At 35.3% G+C, this 19191-nt stretch carries 15 protein-coding genes; 1 reads left to right on the top strand and 14 read right to left on the bottom strand.

Annotated elements, in window-relative coordinates:
• Positions 1-10: 10 nt before the first annotated feature.
• The 6 genes from HXT55_RS01835 to HXT55_RS01810 form a co-directional block, all read right to left on the bottom strand.
• Positions 11-781: a carbohydrate ABC transporter permease gene (locus HXT55_RS01835; RefSeq protein WP_225622792.1), complete on the bottom strand. Its 771-nt coding sequence runs from the start codon at positions 779-781 to the stop codon at positions 11-13.
• 49 nt (positions 782-830) lie between these two features.
• A complete protein-coding gene (locus HXT55_RS01830; protein ID WP_020759438.1) occupies positions 831-1814 on the bottom strand; it encodes a carbohydrate ABC transporter permease in 984 nt (327 codons plus the stop codon).
• Positions 1815-2110: 296 nt separating this feature from the next.
• Positions 2111-3139: a LacI family DNA-binding transcriptional regulator gene (locus HXT55_RS01825; RefSeq protein WP_004116592.1), complete on the bottom strand. Its 1029-nt coding sequence runs from the start codon at positions 3137-3139 to the stop codon at positions 2111-2113.
• Between the two features lie 411 nt (positions 3140-3550).
• Positions 3551-4573, bottom strand: coding sequence for a linear amide C-N hydrolase (locus HXT55_RS01820; protein WP_075038664.1), 1023 nt, complete (start codon positions 4571-4573; stop codon positions 3551-3553).
• Between the two features lie 46 nt (positions 4574-4619).
• Positions 4620-5591, bottom strand: coding sequence for a DMT family transporter (locus HXT55_RS01815; protein WP_004114440.1), 972 nt, complete (start codon positions 5589-5591; stop codon positions 4620-4622).
• Positions 5592-5656: 65 nt separating this feature from the next.
• A complete protein-coding gene (locus HXT55_RS01810; RefSeq protein WP_004114439.1) occupies positions 5657-6400 on the bottom strand; it encodes a glutamine amidotransferase in 744 nt (247 codons plus the stop codon).
• Between the two features lie 275 nt (positions 6401-6675).
• On the opposite strand from HXT55_RS01810, the gene HXT55_RS01805 reads away from it, so the two are divergent.
• Positions 6676-7662, top strand: a complete 987-nt coding sequence (locus tag HXT55_RS01805; protein ID WP_101892058.1) for a LacI family DNA-binding transcriptional regulator — start codon at positions 6676-6678, stop codon at positions 7660-7662.
• A gap of 451 nt (positions 7663-8113) precedes the next feature.
• Here the strand turns inward: HXT55_RS01805 and HXT55_RS01800 are convergent, their stop codons facing one another.
• The 8 genes from HXT55_RS01800 to HXT55_RS01765 form a co-directional block, all read right to left on the bottom strand.
• Positions 8114-9820 carry an AIPR family protein gene (locus HXT55_RS01800; RefSeq protein WP_009994298.1) on the bottom strand — a complete coding sequence of 569 codons (1707 nt, stop codon included), beginning with the start codon at positions 9818-9820 and terminating at the stop codon, positions 8114-8116.
• A 429-nt stretch (positions 9821-10249) separates the two neighbouring features.
• A complete protein-coding gene (locus HXT55_RS01795) occupies positions 10250-11632 on the bottom strand; it encodes a hypothetical protein (protein ID WP_421792300.1) in 1383 nt (460 codons plus the stop codon).
• Between the two features lie 489 nt (positions 11633-12121).
• Positions 12122-12676, bottom strand: coding sequence for an SIS domain-containing protein (locus HXT55_RS01790; RefSeq protein WP_075038411.1), 555 nt, complete (start codon positions 12674-12676; stop codon positions 12122-12124).
• A 63-nt stretch (positions 12677-12739) separates the two neighbouring features.
• Positions 12740-13615, bottom strand: coding sequence for an ABC transporter permease (locus HXT55_RS01785; RefSeq protein ID WP_004114428.1), 876 nt, complete (start codon positions 13613-13615; stop codon positions 12740-12742).
• A gap of 233 nt (positions 13616-13848) precedes the next feature.
• Positions 13849-14814, bottom strand: a complete 966-nt coding sequence (locus HXT55_RS01780; RefSeq protein WP_226913175.1) for an ABC transporter permease — start codon at positions 14812-14814, stop codon at positions 13849-13851.
• Between the two features lie 59 nt (positions 14815-14873).
• Positions 14874-16445, bottom strand: a complete 1572-nt coding sequence (locus tag HXT55_RS01775) for a sugar ABC transporter ATP-binding protein (protein ID WP_180372282.1) — start codon at positions 16443-16445, stop codon at positions 14874-14876.
• 42 nt (positions 16446-16487) lie between these two features.
• Complete coding sequence (locus HXT55_RS01770) at positions 16488-17525, bottom strand: substrate-binding domain-containing protein (RefSeq protein WP_004114423.1); 1038 nt, start codon at positions 17523-17525, stop codon at positions 16488-16490.
• An 88-nt stretch (positions 17526-17613) separates the two neighbouring features.
• Complete coding sequence (locus HXT55_RS01765) at positions 17614-19098, bottom strand: xylulokinase (RefSeq protein WP_004114421.1); 1485 nt, start codon at positions 19096-19098, stop codon at positions 17614-17616.
• Positions 19099-19191: the final 93 nt, after the last annotated feature.

Raw genomic sequence — 19191 nt, 5'->3', positions numbered from 1 at the left:
ATACATTTGCTTAGTTCTTTACTGCTCCAGCAGTAATACCAGACTGAAGCCATTTTTGACTAATCATGTAAACAATTACTGACGGTATTGTCATAAGAATCAATGCAGCATATTCTTGTGAAATCATCTCTGGAGTTTGACTTCTTGTTTCCATAAAATATGTTGATGCCAGAGTGACAGTGTACTTACTTTCATCTCGTATAAGTAACAGAGGAATTAAATACTCATTCCAGCTATATACAAATGTTAGAACTCCAGTAGTAGCGACCATAGGCGTGGAAATTGGTATAAGTATGCGTGAATAAATACTCCAAGTAGAACAACCATCTACTCTCGCGGCTTCAATGATTTCGTTAGGTATACAATCAAAATAATTTTTCCATAGCAAAAGCATTTGCAAAGCATTAAATGCAACAAGTGGAATAATCATACCAATATACGTATTGATCAGTCCAAAAGTTTTTATTGTGAAGAATAATGGCATTGTCACCGAAGCAATTGGAACAGCCATGCAAGCGAGCATTAATATATAAATAACTTTTCTTCCGGTAAATTTCATTTTTGAAAAAGCAAAACCCGCAAGCGATGTTATAAATACAACTATTACGACAGTAGATATAGATATGAGGAATGAATTAAATACTACTTTGAAATAATGTACATTTTCATTAGTTATTACTGACTCATAACTTTTAAAACCGTTGAAGTTAAGAGATTTAGATATTGCAGTAGCTATTGGAAAAAGCCAAATCAAAAGAAAGAATACAAGTACAACATACATAATAGCGGTCGTGCTTACTTTACGTTTCATTGTAATATCCTTTCCTTAATCATCTGTTAGATCGATCATTAATAACAACTTGAATTATTGATAGAACAACAGAAATAATCAGAATCATTACTCCAATAGATGCAGAGAGACCCCCATTAAACTGTTGAACACCTGTCTTATATAGGTAAGTGTTTAGGAATTCAGTAGAACGGCTAGGACCTCCACCAGTGGTTTGAATAACAATATCAAAAGTTTTAAGAGAACCTACAATGCCTAAAAGAATCAAAGTGTTAGTAGTACCAGAAAGATTTGGAATAGTTATTCTAAAAAGAGTATTCCAAAAACCACATCCATCGATTTTAGCTGCCTCGTAAATATCATCAGGAATTGACATAAGACCTGCGTAATAAATAATCATCGAAAAGCCCATCCACTCAAATATATTGATAGCGCATATAGAATAAAGTGCTATACGTGGATTACCCAACCAACTTTGCGACAAGAAACCAAGATGTAGAAAACGCAATGCTTCATTAATAGCACCTACATTAGTATCCATAATTATTCGAAAAATAGCAGCAATAATAACAGGAGCCATCGCAATCGGCATAAAGAAAACTGCTTTAAATAAACTAGATCCTCGTAAACGTTCCTTGAGGATAACAGCAAGAAGCAGACCCAGTGCAGCCTGGATGAACACAGTAACTACCATAAATATTATATTGTTTTTTAACGCTATCCAGAAAATAGAATTTGGAACAAGCAACTTAATATAGTTTTTTAAACCAATAAAGTCCATCTCCTTTGAAATACCATCCCAGTCAGTGAATGAAGTTGCAATTGTAAAACCTATGCAATAATAGATAAAGAAACCTGAAAGGATAACCAATGGAGCTATGAATAAGTATGGACGAATCTTAGTTTTCCAAGAGCCAATATTATTCCCACTATTTTTCATCATCATTTTAGACAAGTCGTTACGATGAACAGCAGTATCATCTATAGAGCCTTTAGTCGTGCAGTTTTCCATTGCTGACATCATGAGAAACCTCCGTTGGTGTTCAGTAAATTTCTGTATCGTTTCAGATTTATTGAACAAAAACTCGCAATAATTAATGAAAAAGCAATCAACAAGAGCAAAATATCTACAGCAACAAACTTACTACTTCAAATATCTTACCCATATCGATGTTTTCATATCTTATCTCTGAAACGATTCAGTTTTTATTTACTTATTTTAAGTATAGAATAATTCAAAATTTTGTCAATACATAATAAATAATATTGAAAATGAATTATTGAAATATATAATATAACTCTCTACTACAGATACACGCGTTAAATACTTGGAGAAGATTTACGGCACACAAGACAACAATCAACATCAATACGCTGTCGAGGAAAACGTCCACCTGATACAACTTGATCTACAATGGATTTAACTGACAATTTAGCAATCTGTTTACGACATGGGTTTACACTTGTCAAAGACGGAATTGTGTACTTTGCCTCATCTATATCATCAAAACCAACTACGCGAACACTTTCAGGAATACTCACTCGCATCTCACGCAACTGACTCACTACGCCCAGTGCTAATAAATCATTCAAAGCAAAAATACCATCTGGCCTTATTCCTTGTGAATACATATCACGTACAGCTTTTGCACCTTCTTCACTAGTCCAATCACCACATTCACGAATCATTAACGGATCAAATGCTATTCCATGATCAGCCAAGGCCATCATATATCCCTTAGTACGCATCGAACGCGAAGATGGTATAATTTCATCTAGCGTTCCACCCACTACTGCTATAGTACGACATCCTGAATTTATAAGGTGATTAGTAGCCTCCATGGCACCAGAATCATTGGCTATTACCACATGCGGGGCTGGGGCATTAAAAATACGCTCACCCAATATCACCAAAGGATAGTTGCCTTTAAGCTCATCAACATCAATCGATGTCATGCATGTTGGGCTCAGTATTAATCCATCTGTCATATTACGCGACATAGCCTTGATTGAGCTAATTTCATGCTCACGATCATTTCCAGTAGATTCGACTATTATTCGATAACCATACTCTCGAGCAGCTTTAATTATTTCCTCGGCCAATTCAGCAAAATATATCTGCGTAAGATCTGGTATTGATAATGAAATCAATCCTGTATGACCACGACGTAAATTACGAGCTTGCTGATTAGCAGAATAGTCCAACTCTTCAATTGCATTCTGAATCTTTTGTTTCGTTGTAGACTTCATAAACGGATAGTCATTAAGATAATTAGACACTGTGGCCATAGACACATTAGCAAGTTTGGCAACGTCGCGTAAAGTTGATCTGCGTGATTCAGCAGACATAATATATTTCCTTAAATAATCGTTTTATATAATATGAAATTAAAGTTCTGAATGGTTTTAGAAGTAAGTGTAAATCATACCTAAGATTTACAGGATAATCTAAATTTACAATAAATAAAATATAACGTATTAATTTGTTTATACATTACTTAATTAAAGAAAAATGGGCATATAAAATTGTCGCGTATTAAAGAACTACAATTAGACTACAAAACCAAGAACACTTCCCCGCGTTTGTTCCCTTTTTAAGCAAATTCGACAACAAACGCGGGCAAAAATAAACGAACGCGTACTAGCGTAATCAACAAAAAACACAATTATATTAAAAACTTAAATTAATACAACAATACAAGGGTGCGCATGCTATGCATATTTGTTACGCAAAAGCATGCACACCCAACTTATTTCTAATTACAATTCTTCTTCAAATGGTTCATATGTCTGTTTCAAAACAAAATCAAAATATCTTACATGATCCCATTCGTCAGGATTACCAAAATGTAATACTTTCAAATTGTGATTATCATACGAAAATGCGTATAAATCTTTATTACTTATATCGTATGCAGACGTATATTGAGTCCATGGAACCAACATCTCATCATCTACCGATATTCGTAGAACTCCCTTAGGGGTGTTCTCCATTGACAACAATTGAAATACTTCATTAATCGCATTCCCGTCATCAACTGGCATAGACATTAATTTTGCATAAGCCGCTCTCAAAAATCGACTTTCTGGTTTATAGTCGCTAGGTATATCGAGTAATCCACTTATGTTCTCATCCAATCCTACATTATTCACAGCTTCATTGTTGTCATAAAGATATTTGCGATTGGTAGAACGTTCAAGATGAGCCTTCAAATTATTAAGATGCCAGTCAAAGGTCGGAGCATTTGTAAATACACCAACTGTATTTTCAAATATTTTAAAACCATTAGAAATAGAAGGTTCTACAACTATAGATCTCCCTGTTTCGTCGGAAAAAACAGCATGTTGCGGAACAGACATCCCCATCATTGGACCAGGTTCATTAACTATTCCTAAATCCGAATTGAGTGAATTAATGATCTCATCGAGAGAACGATACTGAGTTAATATCCATGTAACTAATTCTTCTCCACGAAGCGCAATTTTATTAGAATCATCAATTTCTTTCTTACTCACATATCGGAAGAAGTGATCGAAATAGAAAGACCCACCGCATATTCCGTATTCATTTATTCCATCTAAAATAACAGGGTTCTTATGCACATCTTTAGCCCAAGCAACACCCATTACTGCACATTTAGTAATAAATGGTGTATAGGTTGATTCTATAGATGTACCAGACGGTATCTTCATACCAGCATATTCAAACTCTTGTTCAAAATCTTGGGTTCTTCCCCAATATGAATTTCCTTGTTTGCTTCTTATTCCAATTCCAGTACACATTGTTATTACTCCTTTATAATAACTAACTGAAAATAAAAACTTTTTATCAATTGACTTGTGAGACTAATTCATCCTGATCATTACGAGCAGAAGGTATTGCAGCTATAACAGCACCTACTAGTGCTACAACTGTTCCAATAAGTGTAATAACGTATACTTTTGCACCTAACGCTGGAACAAGCCAGTCGATCAACACAGACCCAAGTAATTGTCCAGCCGTCGAAGCTAGTCCTAGAAGAAGTAGACCTAATCCTCTCACCAATAAAGCCATTAAGGCTATAGACAATAATCCAAGCGGACCACCTAAGTACATCCACCAAGTCAATGGAAGATGGAAAGAAGTCTGACCTGTAGCGATTCTAACAATAAGAGCAATTGCTAGTACGGAAAAACCTACTATAAAGTTCCAAGTTATAGAAACTAACATAGAACCAGTTTCATTAGCCACTGCCGAATTACCAGCAGGTTGCCATCCCGCTAAAAGACCAGCAGCAAATGGTAGAACAGCTAGAAATACAACTGACGGAGCATGCCAGCTTGGTGAAACAACCATAATAGTTGCAACAATTGCAAGAATTGCACCAGATATACGAGGTAAATTAAACGGTTGCTTTGTATCTACACCTATTCCAAATCTATCGCATAATAATCCAGACAAAACCATTCCACAGATTAAGGTTGTCTGGAATGTTGCAACACCAAGTACAGATGCAGATGCTCCTTCAGAAAAAACAACCATAGCTCCACATAATCCAGCTAGCCAACTCCACCAAGGTATATTATTAGAGCGAATTTTCGAAGGAATTGAAGCAAATTGTTGTCTTGTAGACGCTCGAGAGAGAATTATGATAAACATAACAACAAGTCCAGAACCGAATGATACTACTGCGCAAGCATTGCCATCAGCTAATTCTTTTCCCAATTGTCCATTCACAGCAGATTGCATTGGAGAAAGCATACCAGCCAATACCGTTCCAATGAACAATAAAGGAACCATATAACGTTGTTTACTATTCATAATGATTATCTCCTTTCATATAATTCTTCACTCTTATAGTGAATAATAATTTTAATTTGCAATTATTAAATTTCTTTAGAAAGCCACTTGACACAATTAGAAAATAGTTGACCATATCCACTCCATTGCATAAACGCTTCCGGAGCCCAATGAGGAGCTATATCTGATGCAAAAGCAATACTTCTGCCTTTATCTACCTCATTAACAATGAGCAAAGGATTATCATCAACTTTCATGAGAATATTAGAACTTTCTTTAGCTAAAAGCTTTTGATATCCAAGAAGAATTGGAATAGGACTCAAATCATTCACAATTGGATGATTGGATACTATTTTAGGAATTACACCTTGAGGTTTTTCAGCTCTATCATCAAATGGACTTATTTCAACAGGAAGCACATCTTCAATAGATGTACCATGATAATGAGCTTTACCTTCAAATCCAGCAAAGGAAAGATATCCACCTGCCATCATCAGTCCATGACCTTCACGAACCCATTTAGCTAATAAATCTAAACGATTTACGCATCTTTTTCCTTCACCAAATACCCTATTAGGTAGTAAAAATGAATTACTTCCTATATCTGAAAGTATCACAACATCGTATTTGTTTAATTCATCCATTGTCCATGGAAAGTTTTCTGGAACATCATGAGCTTTTAGATGTGTAACATCGTGACCAAACTTTCTAAGAGCATCAAGAAATTCCACGCAACCAATTTCTAATTTAGTGGATGTAAATTCATCAAAACCTTTATATTCTGTAGTAGATGAAATCCAAGATTCTCCAGCTAGTAAAACTTTTGTCATATAAACAGCTCCTTTGCTTTGAATAAATAAAAACATCTCTACTTTGTAAATCTCACACATTAAGGATGTTCTTATAAAAAATAATAAATCTTTTGCGCAAATAAAACAAACACAAAAAACGCTAAAAATATGGGCTAAAAGGGCTTCATTGCTAGAATACTATAATATTTTTGCGCAAATTTTTCTATTGTAAAAGTTTTTGCGCAATAGTAGCATTAACAGTATTAAATTACTTATTAAGCTATTGATTTTTCAATAAAACTTATGGAGTCTATATGTCAATTGTTCAAGTGGCTAGAAGAGCAAATGTATCTACATCTACCGTATCGAGATATTTGCATGGTACGTTAAACGTAGAAGACTCTACAGCACAAAGAATTGACGAGGCTGCACATTTCTATAAATACACAACTAAAATAAACTCAAAGACAACTTACAAAGCACTGGCGCTTGTTATTCCTGGATTAAATAACCCATTTTATAGTGAACTATGTCAACAAATATCCATGGCAGCAGATGGTTTAGGATATACATTAAATATTAAAATATCGCAAGGAAATCCAATAAAAGAAAGAAATATTGTTGAATCCATAATTAAAGAGCAAAAGTATATTGGACTTATATACGCTGGATTAAATAACAATAATATAGCTTTGCGTAAAGTAATACCTTCTGGAATGAATGCCGTTCTAATAGATGAGCAAATGAATGATGAAAAATTATCTAATATATCAACAGTAACTGTTGACAATTACTCTGGAGCATACCAAGCTGTCTGTTATTTACTTTCCCTGGGGCATAAGAGAATAGCCTACGTGTCAGGACCAGATGGATTAAGCACAACCTCAGACAGAAAACATGGCTATTTATCTGCTTTATCAAATAGCAAAATATTATACGATGATTCTTTAATATTTTCTGGTCCATATACTGAGGAATTTGGAGAAAGTATATTCCCATACATAGTAAGTAACCCAGATCCACCAACCGCAATATTCTGTAGCTCAGATATTTCAGCACTAGGGTTACTTGGAGCAGCTGAAAGATATGGATTAAAGATACCAGATGATTTATCTGTAATAGGGTGCGATGGAATTCATATTGGCAAATGGGCGCATCCTAGCTTAACAACATTGCAGCAACCATTTGAAGCTATTGCTAAATCTACTTTAGAATTAATAAGTTTTAATGGAGAAACAAAACATATTCAATTACCATTAACGTTAACTATTAGAAATTCTACTTGCAGAATAAAAAATTAGATCATCTGAAATATACGTTTGTTACAAGCTCTCGTAAAAACAGTAATTCATATTGATACCCACGAAAATATTGGAAATAAGCTCATATACAACGGCTTATTCGGCTACAAAACCAAGAACACTTCCCCACATTTGTTCCCAAAATCGCCAAATATGATAACAAACGCTGGCAAAAATAAACGAACGTGGGCTAGCGTAATCAACAACGTAAATTTAAAACAAAGGATTACGAGTATAGTACTCTTTCAAAGAACGATATGCACTTCTCTTTTAATATAAGAAATTATATTGCGTCCGCTAAAACAACCACTTTTTATTAGAACACATTCTTAAAATAAGCAATGTAAATTTAATTTATAAATCTACATTGCTTATTCTGTATGCGCACTATGTCTTATGAATACTTCTTCATGTCTTATTAACAATAAGACATGACTAAATATTTAAAATATTATTCATTCTTTTTGCACCTCTCAATATCCAAATATTCTTTAAATCCTTTTTGAATCAACTTTCGAGCTTTAGAAATATCATCATTAGCCCTATATTCATCTAAGACTTTTTCTAGAAGATGTATATTCCCTTCAATATCATCTTCACCTTTACTTTGCAAATATATGATGTATAGAATCTTCTGATTGTAGACATCATTTTCATCATATAGTTCCTTATATTTTTCTTCTATTTTATAATACAAATTTATTAAGTTCACTAAATCATCAAATAATGATTTATTTTCTGCGAAAATTTCATCATAATAAATTCCAAATAATTTCTTTTTCTGATTTGTAGCCCTGTCAGGATATCCCTTATACGAATAAATAATCTGAGCTAATTTTTCCTTACTTATCTGACGCTCAAAGTTATTAGACTTTCCTATATCGCCAGTTTTACGAATATATCCTATTCTATTTTCTTCTAATAACTTTTCTATATCTATTTGCACCTTGTTAATAGATTTAAGATCAACATCAGAAATAGCATTTTGACTATTAGTATATTCGGCTATTTGATTTATTAGATCCTCTTTATCTTCGGTTTTAAAGATCCTAACTAAAACTGAGGCTTCTTTTAGATTTTCTTCCTTAAATTCACTGTCTTTAAACTCATAAATACTTCTTAAGGTCTGTCCTCCATTTACAATTTGCATATCTTCTAGCGTGAATATATATTTTGTTTTTGCATTAATGGAATCAACTTTTACATTCTTAGCTGTGATGGTTATACCATTATTGAACATAAAGAATTTATCTGGAGTGTTACGCAAAGTATTAATAATATTTTTATTGTATTTGGAATGACCTAAATATCCTCTAACATTCTCATACAACACGCCAACAGCAAGCTTCATGTCTTTTATTCTCTCAAGATCAGAATTATGATCATAAAAGTCATGAGAATTCCTCAGATTTTCGTCTGAACATGTAATTCTTATTAGATCAGCAATATCTATTTTAGCCAAGTAAGATTTTGACGAGGAAGAAGAATCAGACTCATAAACTAAAAATGATTCTTTATTAATAACAAAGGTTGAGGATATTTCACAATTCTTATCTCGCAAGAAGCCAGTAATATCGTCCAATGATATTGACTTTATACTAACATCATAGTCTTTCATCAAAGAATCTATCTCTGGCTTATTAACATCTGTACCATTACTTTCATTTGATACGACAATTAACTCAATATTCCAGGCAGAGTCTGAATGTATTTTTTCATTGATGCTTTTCATGACATTTTTTGAAATTATAGAATTATCATCTACATTTTCAAAACTATTGTTAAAAGTCATACTCAAGAATTTTGTTGAATCAAGAATAGGACTTATTTTCCCACCTTTTACAGGACTGAAATTATCTCTAAATTTAAAATTGTAAAGGAGAATTTTATTTTCTTCATCGTTAATATATACTGCATCAATACCAAAATCATTATTCTTCGTTTTACGAACTTTATTACAATAGTCAGTATCGATTATCATTCTTTCAATTTCATCTGCGTCAGCGACGCCAGTAGTTAATCCTAATATTAGATAGTAGAATCCAAATCTCTTTTTATCAGCATCAGACAACTTGTAAAAGCGTTCTTTTCCTATAGCATTTTCTAAGCATATTTCCGAACGCTTATTAATCAATTTGAAATCATTAAGACTTGCCATGTTTACTCACTTTAAAAAATAAAAATATTTGATATATACACATTATGAAAACAACGTACTACAACGTAAACTAGATATTAGCAATATAAGTATAAGTAAAATATCTCCCTTGATATAAAACATTAATCTTAGATATTAAATTATAATCCGATACACATTGTCAAACATTTAATTCTAGTTGTAAAAATATGCACACATTATTAGAATAATTTGCATTTTACAACTTGCAGATCATTTTCTGCATATATACTCATAAAGCAAAATACATCATATAAATATATAACAACGGTATTCTAGATATGAAAATGGGGGCTGAGAGAACCCAGCCCCCGAGTGGCTTAGTAAAACCAAACCACTGGAAGTTGCAACTTACTCAGCTCTACTACAGGAGCATACGCTCTTAGTTTAGTAAAGCCAAGTAGGTAGTGCTTAGTGACGCATCTTGCGAACAGCAGCACCCATACCAGCAAGCATAGAAGCAGCCAAAGCAGTCAAAGCAACACCAACACCAGCATTACCAAGCTTCTCGCCAGACTTACCATGACCCTTAGCACCCTTAGCAGCAAGCTCACCCTTAGCAGCAGCTGGAGCATTCTTACCAGCAGCCTGCTGAGCAGCCTTACCAAGCTTGCCACTAGCAGCATCATTCATAGCCTTAGCAGCACCTGGAACATCCTCAAAATTAGGAGCCAAAGGATCAGAAGTCACAACAGGAGGAAGCTTAGAAGCCTCAACACCGAAAGCCTCCGCATCGTTATAGCAAGCCTTGTACTCAGCCAAAGCAGCATTATACTTAGCAGTAGAAGCAACAGCCTTAGCCTTAGCCTCAGCATAATCCTTATTAGCCTTAGCAGTCTCAGCAACAGCAAAAACAACCTTAGCCTGAGCACGATCTACAGCATCAGCAAGACGCTGAGCCAAAACAGAATCATTCTTAGCAGAAACATTGTAAGCTTCCAAAGCATCCTGAGCAGCCTTCAAAGCCTTCTCAGCAGCTTCCTGAGCAGCTACCTTACCAGCCAAAGTAGCCTTAGCCTTCACATACTCAGCATAATCCTTAGTATAAGCAGCAAAAGCATCATCAAGATGCAACTTAGCAGTCTTCACAGCCTCAACAGCCTTAGCCTTATCAGCAGCCTTCACATGAACGCCAGGAACAACAGGCTTTGCTTCAGGCTTGGATGGCTGTGGAGCTGGAGCTGGGGTGCACTGAGCCTTAGCAAGAGCAGCCTTAGCTTCCTTCAACTCATTATCAGCATCAGCCTTCTTAGCCTTAGCTTCGAGAAGCTCAGCACGGGAAACAGCATTGCCTACTTTAGCAGTCAAATCACCCTTAGCAACAGTATCAATTGCTTTAGTCGCACCATCAAAGGTCTTGGTACCAGCATTATCTTTGTAATCATCAGCAGCCTTCTTAGCAGCTTCAAAAGCAGCCTTATCCTCAGCAACCTTTACATTAAGCTGAGCCTTCTTAACACCATCCTGCTCAGCATCAGCCTTAGCCTTGTCAGAAGTATAAGTCTCAATTGTAGAATCATACTTGTCTGCAATAGCTTTCTTAGCATTGTACTCAGCGACAGACTTATCATAATTAGCCTGAGCATCTTCAGCATCATAACCAGCCTTGGTTGCCTTACGATCAGCATCCTTAACAGCCTTCTTAAGCTCAGCGAGCTTAGCAGCATCAGCTGGCTTGCACTCTTCCTTCTTAGGAGCTTGTGGCTCAGCAGCGAATGCTGGAGCGGCGAATGCCATACCGGAGAGGAGGGTGGCGCCAGCAGCGAAAGCGGCGATAACCTTCTTATTCATCATTTTAATTTCCTTTCTTCTTCTCCTCCGTGCTAGGAACACGAAAAAGAATTTGCCTTATGCGGTTTCCCGCGTAGCACCAGTTGAACTAGGGATTCACTGGTTGCTGATTCAAAAGATACAACATGCTTTAACAAAAATCAACCAAAACATTCAGCTTACATTCAGGTTTGTTTTGAAGTTTTTCTGAAAATTCACAATAATATACACAATAAAACGTAAAAATTACGACTAATCATATTTAAAAACAGAAAAATATCCAAGACACGCCGTATATAGAATTTTTTTAAGATTCTTTCAGGTTTTTTTAAGGTTTGCATTTAATTGGCGTGTCGTCTATACGTGCCGACAAACTTTTACAATCATTTTCTGCAAAATAAAACATGTACACAATCAAACAACAAAACGGCATGAAGCTTATGCAAAAGCACAAACTCCATGCCGCACTATAGGAGAAAACTACGGGCACATACTTATACTGTCCACCATAAATCACTCGTAGTTTCGATGACGATAAGACATATCCTCATACGTAATTGATTCACTGCTATGAATAGCATATATAACAGAATCAAGAAATATCCAAGATGCCGTCTCCCACAATGTTCCCATTGGGTGAATCGTAGGAACCAAATCCCCCTTCCCCTTATAAACAGAAGCAGGTATAAAAATAGTTAAATCAGAAAGTTTAGCTGCACTACTATCTGAAACACCAGTAACACATATCAATGTTGCTCCACTTTCTTTTGCCAATCTTGCAACAGTCAACAAATGCTCAATCTCACCAGATCCACAAGTAAAGAAGAAAACATCTCCCTTAGAAATAGATGGTGCTGTGTCATCCCAAATCCAATGACTAGAATACCCAAGATGCATTAATCTCATACAAAATGCCCTACATGTAAGACCTTCACGACCTACACCAGCACAAACTATTCGTCTAGCAAATTTAATTTTTTCTATTACTTCATCAATTGATGAATAGTTCATAACATCAAAAGTTTGATGCAACTCATTTAAAATAGATTCTACATCTTTAGAATTCATAAAAACTCCTTTGTTTTAATAATTTCCCTAATAATTCAATAACATAATTACATGTTATTAATACTATTTTTTAGAAATATTATTATCTTTATTATCATGTGATGATTTGCAATTTACAGATGTTTTATACTCCAAAAGCCTATTGACAATCATCACAAAAATAAGAGCCGCTCCCCATGTAAGATTTTTAATAAATGGAGAAAAGTTTAATATAGTAAAACCAGTTTGCAAAACTTGAAGCATAATGACTGAAAGGAAAAGATTGGCAAACTTGCCTCTACCGCCAAATGGATCAAATCCAGCAAGAACTACAACCAACAACGCCTGAAGCAAATATGTTCCACCAAAACCAACTCTAGCTGAATTCACCCTAGCAACCATAACAAGAGCTGCAATAGCAACAAATAAACCAGAAATTGCATAAGTTATAATAATAGTTCTATTAACTCTATGCCCTGAGAACAGAGAAGCTACAGGATTTGAACCATAGAAATATAGTTCTCGACCATATCTAGTATGAGAGGCAACCCATCCAGTAATCGCATAACTAATTATTCCAATCAAAAACACGGTAGGAATACCAGCTACAGATGATATTCCAAACATGGAATAATCAATCACAGATACTCCTATAGATGAGCCATTGGTAGCAGCTGTTGCAATGCCTGCAAATAAAAGTTGCGTGCCTAATGTAGCAACAATAGGATTCACTCCAGCCATGCTAACTAAACACCCATTAATAACACCACATACAATTGCGGAAAGAAGACCAAGTACAACAGCGATAACTATAGATAAGATTGGCGAACCAATTCTACCCAATTCAGATCCCGACAATATCCATGCAATAACTATTGCAGCAACGTTCATATTCGCAACTACAGATAAATCAATGCCACCAGTTAATACAACAAGTCCCATAGCTAAAGCAAGAAACATAAACTCACCTATTTGGAAACCCATTGATTGTAAAGTACTCCAGTTATATAAAGTATCGCCTAATAAAATATAAAATATAAGACAAACTAATATAACAGAACAATAAAGAACCTTACTAGAGCGCTCAATATTTGACCATACACGTTTAATATTCGATAAATTGAATATATTTAATCCAGCCAATAAATGATTTAACATAATTTAACCAATCAATCTTAAATTTATTTCAAATTTCAGCCAAGAAAGGACATATTCTTACGATTACGCAATTTCTCTCCATAGTAAATAGCAACTACTGCAGCAATCATCACTCCGCCAATAAATAGATTGTTCCACGATGACTTCAATCCCAAAAAGACAAGAGTATTATTAAGTAATTGCGTTAAGGCAACGCCAAGAAAAGTGCCAAATAATGTACCATATCCGCCAGTAATTCTAGTTCCCCCTATAACTACTGCAGCAATAACAGTTAACTCTGTACCCATAATGCTTGTTGGGTCAACAAACTTTAAATTGGCAAATGAAATAATTGCCATTATTGCAGCTAAAACACCCATAAGAGGATAAATGAATAGTTTTATACCAAGAACTGGCAGACCAGCACGTCTTGCAAACTCCTCCGAATTACCTATAGCGTAAATACTGTGTCCCAAAGAAGTATGATTCATAATAAACCATACAAATATGTAGACAAATATAGATATTAGGAAGAATATGGAAATACCATTTTGCTGACCATTCACTGTGAAGGAAACAATATTACATCTTCCAAATTCTAATAAAGAAGATGGCATCTTACTGATAGTAACTGGTTTAGTTCCAACCGTAGTTGTCATTAACCCGTAAAAAATAGAGGATGTTCCCAAGGTAACTATAAATGTTGGTAATTCAAGCCAATGAATTAAAAGTGCGTTTATAGCTCCTAGAACTGCTCCTATAACAGCAGCAATAATAAGAATAACTAAGATTGAGTTTATCTTAGCGTTAACAGCAAATACAACTGATGTATATCCAGACATAATAGCTACAGCTGGAAAAGATACATCAATACCTCCAGCAATCATAATAACGTATACTCCTGCAGCAAGTATCGCCATTGTTGCACCATTACGCGTCAAATCTGCAAGAGTTCCCAATGTAAAGAAGTGCTTATTCACAACAGAAACAGTCATGGCATACAAAATTATTATTGTGAGCAATGTCTTTTCCATAGAATTTGGTCGTTTTACATTAGGCAACAATGATCTTAATTTTGGGATCACAACGCACCTCCATTTTGAACAAAAGAAACAGCTTTGTCTGAAGAAGATATAAAACTTTCATTGGATTTATGAGAATTATCTCTATCTGTAGATTCCCTGAAAATCTTAGAAAATCCAGGTTCTAATTCATCACCAGTTATTTGAGTAGAAACTTTTCCTTGTTTAAAAATGTAAATTTTATTGCAAACAGCAAGGAGCTCTTCTTCCTCATCAGATATAACTATAACCGATATGCCTTTCTCAGCTAGTCTGCGTATGATCTGATAAATTTGAGATTTAGATCCAACATCAACACCAACGGTTGGAGAATCTAATATCAACAGCTTTGGGTTAGTTGCAACCCACTTACCTAAAAGAACTTTTTGTTGGTTACCTCCAGATAAAGATTTAGCCAACAAACTGAGATCATGTGTATTAACTTGCAAATCATTGAGGATTTCATCCCCAACTATTTTTTCTTCATTTTGATTTACAATTCCAAAACAGTTAGATATCCTACTCAAAATTGCAGAAGCACAATTACTTAAAAGATTACTATCTTGGAAAAGACCTTGCTTATACCTATCTTCAGGAACTAAAGCGATACCTCTTTCTATAGCATCACGAGGATTATTTATATCAACAATTTTTCCATTAATCTTCACAGAACCACTAGTTATATGATTAAGGCCAAATAGAGCAAGTGCTGTTTCTGTTCTGCCAGAACCAAGCAATCCACTAAATCCAACTACTTCACCAGGATTTACACTCAAAGTAACGCCATTAACTCTAGAAGCTTTTACATCTTCCATATTTAATGTTGGAACAACTTCCTTGTTCATGTCATAATTATTAGGAATACCGAATTGAACATCATGACCAATCATAAGAGAAGATAATTTTCTAGGATTTAAGTCCTTTGCATTATAAGTTCCAACTAATTCACCAGATCTAAATACTGTGATTCTATCTGCAACAGAAAAAACTTCATCAAGCTTATGCGATATAAAGACTACAGAAACTCCATTCAATTTTAGATTTTCTATAGTCTTCAATAATTCTTCAACTTCTGAATAAGTAAGAGCAGTAGTAGGTTCATCCATAAAAATAACTTTTGCATTAAGCACTAATGCTCTAGCAATAGCTACCTGCTGACGAGCAGCCATTGATAAATTCTCTACTCTTTCATAACAATTAATATTAGCTCCTATACGTTCGAGTGCTTCTTTTGCAACCTTATCAGCCAAAGAATTATTTATAAAAAATCTGCGGTGATGGACTTGCTCTGGCAAACAAATATTATCCTTTACCGTCATCGTGTTAAACAATGATAAATCCTGATGAATAACAGCTATACCGAGATCGATTGCTTGTCTAGCAGTTAAAGCAGAATAATTCTCACCATCAACTTCAATACTTCCAGAATCAGGTCGCAAAACTCCGGATAAAATCTTAACTATCGTTGATTTACCGCATCCATTGCCACCAGCTAAGCAGTGAACTTCACCACTAGAAATATCAAAATTAATATTTTTTAAAGCATGCACTCCACCAAAACTTTTAAAAATATTCATTGCCTTTAGACGCATGTCCATCACCTTTATTCTTGAATCACTATGAAACTTAAAAGATTAGAAAGGATACTTTCCGTCTGGGAAATCACCTTTCTTAAGAACCATAGGAGCATTACCTCTTACTTGATGACCATCAACTTGAATATCTTCATAACCTTTTACATTTAGGTTTGTACCATTACTAATCTTCTTGCCCTTAATCTTGTTATATGCAAGAGATAGAGCTGCGTAACCAGCATCAGCAGGACGCCAAGCTTTAGCATACTTAACCCAACCTTCATTTATGTAAGGCATATCAACAGATGGAATACCAAGAGAAGAAACAAATACGTTTTTATTTCCTCGCTCTTTCAAAACAGCAGCCATATTAGCTCCTGCAGAAACGGATGTGCCAAATAGTCCTTTCAAATCTGGATGCGCATTAAGTATCTCCGTTGAAACCTTTCGAGCAGTATCATCATTATTGTTATCTTCATACGGTTCGTCAGATACGAATGAAATATCTGGATATTCTTTTTCTATCAAAGACTTACATGCCTTGTACCAAGCCATATGTGTTTCCATTGTCTTTGAACCAACTATCGCTGCTATCTTGCCCTTACCACCTATTCCATCAGCAAGAGGCTTGCAGAATCCCTCACCAAAGTCTTTATTCTTAAATGCTTCTATATCATAGTCAACATCATCAGCAATATTGCCACCTTCGTGAGAAATAACAACTATGCCTTTAGCCTTAGCTTGCTTTATTACTGGCTTAAGAGCTTGAGGATCATTTGGAACAACAACAACAGCTTTAACGTTTTGCGAAATTAGATCAGAAATCATCTGAGCCTGCTTTGCAGAATCACCAGAATCTGGAGCAATTTGTTTAACTTCAACTTCTCCTTCATGATCTTTACCAAAACGTTCAACACCACTTCGCATATCATCAAACCATGGAATTCCCTCTTGCTTGGCAACAAGAACCATTTTTATTTTTCCATTTTTTGACGATTGCTTTGATCCTATTAGACCACCTGATCCACATGCTGACATAGGAGCTAAAAACGCAACAGTCAGCATCGTTGCCAATGTTACTTTCATTGATTTACGCATCTTATTCTCCTTTGATTAGTGATGCATATGATTTTTTAATTTATAAACTATAAATATTATTTTTTACGATTATCGATATATATTGGTTTCAATGTTTTATCGTATCTATTGCCATACAATCTACAGCTTCTGAACGCGTTATAAAACGTTCAGAAACTTCATTAAATCGCTCTGCAATAAATGGAACATAATCACCTATATACTCACTAGACAATCTAGGCACCCATTCTGGAGGCTCAGAACCACCACAATAAACCCACGCAGCTTGTTTTGAAGCTCCATCCGCAACATATTCGCTATATTCTGGTACACTGACAGGCAATCCAAGAACGCATGGAGCAATTCTTCTAACAGCCTCAGACTGAGCGCCGCCTCCTATAAGATTAATCTTATTAACTTTCATTCCTAGAGATGTCATAGCTTTTATTCCGACACCAACTCCGCATAGCATTCCTTCAATCGCAGCACGTGCAATATTTGAAGGAGTAAAATTCTCACAAGTAACTCCATGTATTGCACCAGTCGCATCTGGCAAATTCGGCGTTCTTTCTCCTTCAAAATATGGAAGAACAACCAATCCTTCTGATCCAGGAGGAGCACACAAAGCAGAATGCGAAAATTCTTCATGTGTCATATGTAAAATTTGCCTAAACGAATCAATTACTCTAGATGCGTTTAACGTACAAACAAGTGGCAAATAATTTCCTGTAGCATCTGCAAAACCCGTAACATATCCTTTTGAATCGTGAATTGGAACTTTAGACACCAAAGACACAACCCCAGAAGTACCAATAGATAAAACAACTTCCCCTGGCTTTAGACCCAACCCAAGAGCAGCAGCTGCATTATCTCCAGCTCCTGGACCAATCTTCATATTAACGCCACAAATATTTGATTCACCGATACACTCATGAGGTCCTACCACTCGAGGTAAAACAACTTTACTTGCAAAATCATCTCCAGCAGTCATAGAGATTATACTTCTCTTGTATTCATTATCTTCTGAAGAAAAATATCCAGTTCCAGATGCTTCTGAACGATCAGTTGTTAAAGTATTTATGTCTTTACCGTCTTTTAAAACCCAAGTAAGCCAATCATGAGGAAGTGCAATAGCTGCAGTTCTTTTTAGATTATCAGGTTCTTCACGATTCATCCATCTAAGTTTTGTAATGGTTAAAGATGCGACTGGAACACTACCAACAGACTTAGCCCATTTTAATTTTCCATTTTCAGTAGAACCATTTCCAAATTCGTTTATTAATTCATACGCATCAATTGCAGATCTTGTATCATTCCATAAAATAGCATCTCTAACTACGTTACCATTGTTGTCAAGCGCAACCATACCATGCTGTTGACCTGCTATAGATATAGCGACTACATCATCCAATCCGCCGGCTTGTTTAACAGCTTCATCAAAAGCATTACGCCAAACATAAGGATTTATTTCAGTACCTCGACCATGCTTGGCAGAACCAGACCTTACTAATGCGCCAGTTTTCAAATCGCGAATAACTATCTTGCATGATTGAGTAGAAGAGTCAACACCCGCTACCAATTTATGAATACTCATATTACCTCCCAACACCATCGTCAGGTTTAATTGCTTTATGCAACATAATACGTCAAATAATTAACTTTGTCTACACGAGCAACAAAAATATCT

This window comes from Gardnerella sp. KA00718, from assembly GCF_049244285.1.
Classification (GTDB): Bacteria; Actinomycetota; Actinomycetes; order Actinomycetales; family Bifidobacteriaceae; genus Bifidobacterium; species Bifidobacterium vaginale.
Note: the sequence above shows the minus strand (reverse complement) of the source record. Positions and strands in the feature narration are given on the sequence as shown.